The sequence below is a fragment of the Silanimonas sp. genome (genome assembly GCF_027531545.1).
In the GTDB taxonomy this organism is placed as follows: domain Bacteria; phylum Pseudomonadota; class Gammaproteobacteria; order Xanthomonadales; family Xanthomonadaceae; genus Silanimonas.
This window is the reverse complement of the sequence record NZ_JAPZSC010000028.1, coordinates 1-4,035: the sequence shown is the minus strand read 5'-3', so window position 1 is coordinate 4,035 and position 4,035 is coordinate 1. Positions and strand designations below refer to the sequence as shown.

Below are 4,035 nucleotides of genomic sequence, written 5' to 3'. Positions count from 1 at the left end.
CGGCATCGACAGCCCCTTCTGGTACTGAACCCTGTTCTGCGCCATGGCCGACCTCCTGTTTGGCGGCCACATGCTCGCAGTCGTGTGGCTCACTGGGAGAGCCAGCTACTCGGTAGGCTGAGTCATCTTGCTGATCAGGTCAGCTGATGAGCAGTGGCCAGGGCCGTCTTCAAACTTGCAGGGTCGGCGACGCCCAGGCCAGCGATGTCGAACGCGGTGCCGTGGTCGGGGCTTGTACGCACGAATGGCAGTCCGACGGTCACGTTGACGCCATCCTCGACGCCCAGCAACTTGACCGGGATCAGCCCTTGGTCGTGATACTGAGCCACGACGATGTCGTAACGCCCTTTGCGCGCGTGCATGAAGACCGTGTCCCCCGGCAGCGGGCCCACGGCGTCGATGCCTTCGGAGCGAGCCTGTGCGACCGCGGGAGCAATGACGTCCATGTCTTCGCGGCCGAAGATGCCGCCCTCTCCAGCGTGCGGATTGAGCCCTGCCACAGCAATGCGAGGTCGCGCGATGCCCATGCCCTGCAGGCTGCGGTGGGCCAGCCGGATGATGCGCAGCTCCAGCGCGACGCTGAGCTTGCGCACCGCCTCGACGATCGAGCAGTGCACGGTGACTAGCAAGGTACGCAGCTGTGGGTTCACCAGCATCATTCCGTAGTCGGCCGTGCCGGACAGATCGGCCAGCATTTCGGTGTGCCCCGGGAAGGGCACGCCGGCAGCGGCCAGTGCTTCCTTGTGAATGGGTGCGGTGCAAATGGCGCCAATGCGGCCCTGGTTCGCCAAATCGATGGCATGCTTTATCGCCGCGAAGGCCGCGCGGCCGGCGGCGGCGTTGACCCTGCCCAAGGGAAGCTCTGCGGGCAAGTCGCTGGTGTTGACGACCTGCAAGCTGCCCTCATCGGGTCGGTGCTGCTCGGGGCCCGCGATGGACTCGACATGAAGCGATGGGGCCCACCGCGCCGCAGCGCGGCGCAACGCAGCTGCATCGCCCACCACAAACGCCGGGTTCGCGTTAAGGAACGCGACCTCGGCAAAGGTCTTGACGATGATCTCCGGTCCGATCCCGGCAGCGTCGCCGAAGGTCATTGCCACTGGCTTCAAGGCTGCTCTCCGGTGATCGCCTGCACGCACCGCAGGAAAACGTCGCGTTCCCCAAAGCCGCCAGCCTTCGTGACGAGCGGGATCACGCCCCATGGGGTGCGCATGAGGCACAGGGGAATGCCCGGCTGGACTTCGCGTAGCACCTGGACCTCTTTCGCTTGAAGACGACGCGCAATGTGTTTGGCGGTCTCACCGCCAGTGACCACGAGCCCATCGCAGCGGCCGCTCCGCACGGCGTCGCAGACTTTGTCAACCAGCTCGGTGGCGACGCGTGCGGGGTCGCCCGCTTCTTCAGGGGTGGCCCACAGCACCGCGCCGGTAGCCAGACGCTGCACATGGAGGTGTTGCTCGCGCGAACGCGGGTTCCGGCTGCCGACCACGACGCCTGGCAGTTGAGCCAACCGCCATGAGGGTTCAGGGGCGGCCTGGGCGGGCAGCACCAACGCCAACGCGCGCAGCAGGCCAGTGGACCCCGCCCACAACACGTCACGCCGGTCGCCCAGGCGCGCAACCAAGACCTGAAGATCGCCTTCCGTGGCGGCGTCGACGACCACCGCGTCGTGCACTGCCAGCTGGGCCTGCGCCTCGGCCGCATCGCAGCCTATCGACAGCGCCTGCCCGTGGTCGGCGAATAGCGCCGGAAGGTTGCTGACGCGCACGGGGTTTAGCGGATCGCGCGAAAAGGCTGTCTCTTGGACCGGAACTCCGTCCACGAGTACCTCGCCATGAACCGTGGTGCGACCCGCCGCCGGAAAGGCTGGTGCGACGACGAGCTTGCTGCGCCCGCTGCAGCGCCAGGCGGCCATGACCTCTGCCACCACGGGCCCGCGGAGGGTGGAGTCGAACTGCTTGACCAGGATGTCCGCATCGCGCCATCGGCGGGCCCAAGTGGCGGCCCGTGCGGCAGCAACGGCATCGTCCAGCGTCCGGCTGTCGGTGTCGGTGCTCCAGACCTCCGAGGGGCCGAGGGTCGAGTCCAATCCCGAACTCAAAGCAACGCGTGTGGGCCAGCCTCGTTGCGCGAATGTCGGCAAGGCATCGGTGGCGCTGGTGAAGTCGTCAGCAATCACTCGGATCTGCATGGACTCCAGTGTGGACGCGCTTTGGCCTGCAGTTAAGGTCCAGAATGGAGCCAATTCGAGCAACCAAATTCGTCATGGCAAAAGTACGTTCCGGGACCCTGCCGCCACTGGTGATCGACCCCGCATCCTCGCTGCCGCTGAATGCCCAGCTGGTTTCGTCGCTGCGCGAAGCGATCCGCACTGGTCGCCTCCGGCCAGGCCGCTTGCTGCCGCCTACCCGAGAGGTGGCGCTGCAGCTTCACATCGGCCGAAACACCGTGGTCGATGCGTACTCCGAGTTGGTCGCCGAAGGGCTGCTTGAAGCGCATGGCCGGCTCGGCACGTTTGTCGCGCAGCAAGTCAAGCGCACGCCGGCGAAGGACACGACCAGGCCGCGCGCGGCGCGGCGATTGGGGTCCCGATCCGTCGCTGCCCTCACTCCGAGACAGGACTGGCGATTGGGGCAAAGCGGCTCGCAACTGCTGCCGCTGCACGTGTGGCGCGCAGCCTGCCGGGAGGCGGGCCGGCATCTGCCGCCGTCGGACTATGGTGATCCGAAAGGCCTTGCGGCGCTTCGAGAGTCGATCGCGGCATGGTTGCGCCGGCAGCGGGGCACGGACCATGAGGCTTCGCAGATCATCGTCACACACGGCACCGGGGCCGCGCTCGAGATCCTGGCGCGCGAGCTGATCCAGCCGGGTGACCTCTGCGCCGTGGAAAGCCCAGGCTATGCACGCGCGGCCGCTGTCTTCAAGGCTGTGGGCGGCACACTGCTCCACGTGCCTGTGGACGAGCAAGGCATGCGGGTCGAAAACGCATTCGCAGGTCGCGCGCCCACTGTGCTGCACCTGACCGCCGCGCACCAGTACCCGACGGGCGTTCGCCTCTCCGGCTCGCGCCGTGTCGAGCTCGCTACTCTTGCCAGACGCAAGGGCACCCTGGTGATCGAGAACGAGTACGACCACGAGTTCATCTACGAAGGTCAGAACCACGCGGCGCTGGCTGCCACCATGCCTGCCCACGCAGTGCTCGTCAGCACGTTCGCCAAGGCGATCAGCCCGGCATTGCGCATGGGATTCATCGCTGCGCCGCCTACAGTGGCCAACGCGCTGGCTCAAGCCGTCGAGCGCGACAGGTCGCATGCCAGCTGGTCCCTTCAGGTCTCGCTGCAATGGCTGTTGGCTTCAGGTGAACTACAGCGTCACCTGCGGCGCGTCCGCCGCCACCACGCCAGCCAGCGAGATGCCTTGCTGGCTGCCTTGAGGGAACGATGTCCGACTGTCCGCGCCAGCGGGCAGCAAGGCGGTCTCCACCTCGTATTGTCGACCGGCCAGCCGGCGCGCGACAAGCAACTTGCGGCGCAGCTTGGCAAGCTTGGCGTTGCCCTCCAGACCGTCCGCAAGTTTGGCGGTAACAGTGACGAAGTACTGCTGGGCTATGGACACATGGATGCGGGCGACATCGAGCAAGCAGTCGGGCTGCTTGGCCAAGCGCTCTCGATGCTGCAAAACGCAGGACGGCGCGTACGGCAAGGGGAGCTAAAGGGCGCTGTGGATCTGGGCTCCCGCCTGCGGGCGTAGGCCGAACGATTGCAGATGCACATACTGAGCGCAGACTCCATACCATCCTCACCGTCGGCCGCGCACTCAAGTGACCCGGCAGCAATGACAAGAACCGCCGCGCGTTGTAGTGCGCTGGAGGAGACTCTGGTGAGAGACTGCTTCTGGCCGAGTAGAGCCGACCGACATTCGCCGATGAACGGCCGGTGCACACCAGGTCGCCGTCCTTCGCGGTCGGACCGCCGCGCCGTCAGACCGCGGTGACGTTGAACCGATCGCAGAGGTCATCGACCTGCCGCGCCTTGA

Annotated in this window: 3 protein-coding genes; 1 reads left to right on the top strand and 2 read right to left on the bottom strand. The window is 66.4% G+C overall.

Translation table 11 applies throughout. The features are described from left to right. Window positions 1-134: 134 nt before the first annotated feature. Both pdxA and O9280_RS14000 read right to left on the bottom strand, forming a co-directional pair. A complete protein-coding gene (gene pdxA, locus O9280_RS14005; protein ID WP_298344033.1) occupies window positions 135-1,094 on the bottom strand; it encodes a 4-hydroxythreonine-4-phosphate dehydrogenase PdxA in 960 nt (319 codons plus the stop codon). A gap of 11 nt (window positions 1,095-1,105) precedes the next feature. Continuing rightward, window positions 1,106-2,191, bottom strand: coding sequence for a four-carbon acid sugar kinase family protein (locus O9280_RS14000; RefSeq protein WP_298344029.1), 1,086 nt, complete (start codon window positions 2,189-2,191; stop codon window positions 1,106-1,108). A gap of 74 nt (window positions 2,192-2,265) precedes the next feature. Between O9280_RS14000 and O9280_RS13995 the strand changes: the two genes are divergently transcribed. Continuing rightward, window positions 2,266-3,750: a PLP-dependent aminotransferase family protein gene (locus tag O9280_RS13995; protein ID WP_298344027.1), complete on the top strand. Its 1,485-nt coding sequence runs from the start codon at window positions 2,266-2,268 to the stop codon at window positions 3,748-3,750. Window positions 3,751-4,035: the final 285 nt, after the last annotated feature.

Excerpts from the sequence above, each read along its gene's own strand:
- O9280_RS14000 (WP_298344029.1), bottom strand. The coding sequence starts at position 2,191 with ATGCAGATCCGAGTGATTGCTGACGACTTCACCAGCGCCACCGATGCC.
- pdxA (WP_298344033.1), bottom strand. The coding sequence starts at position 1,094 with ATGACCTTCGGCGACGCTGCCGGGATCGGACCGGAGATCATCGTCAAG.
- O9280_RS13995 (WP_298344027.1), top strand. The coding sequence starts at position 2,266 with ATGGCAAAAGTACGTTCCGGGACCCTGCCGCCACTGGTGATCGACCCC.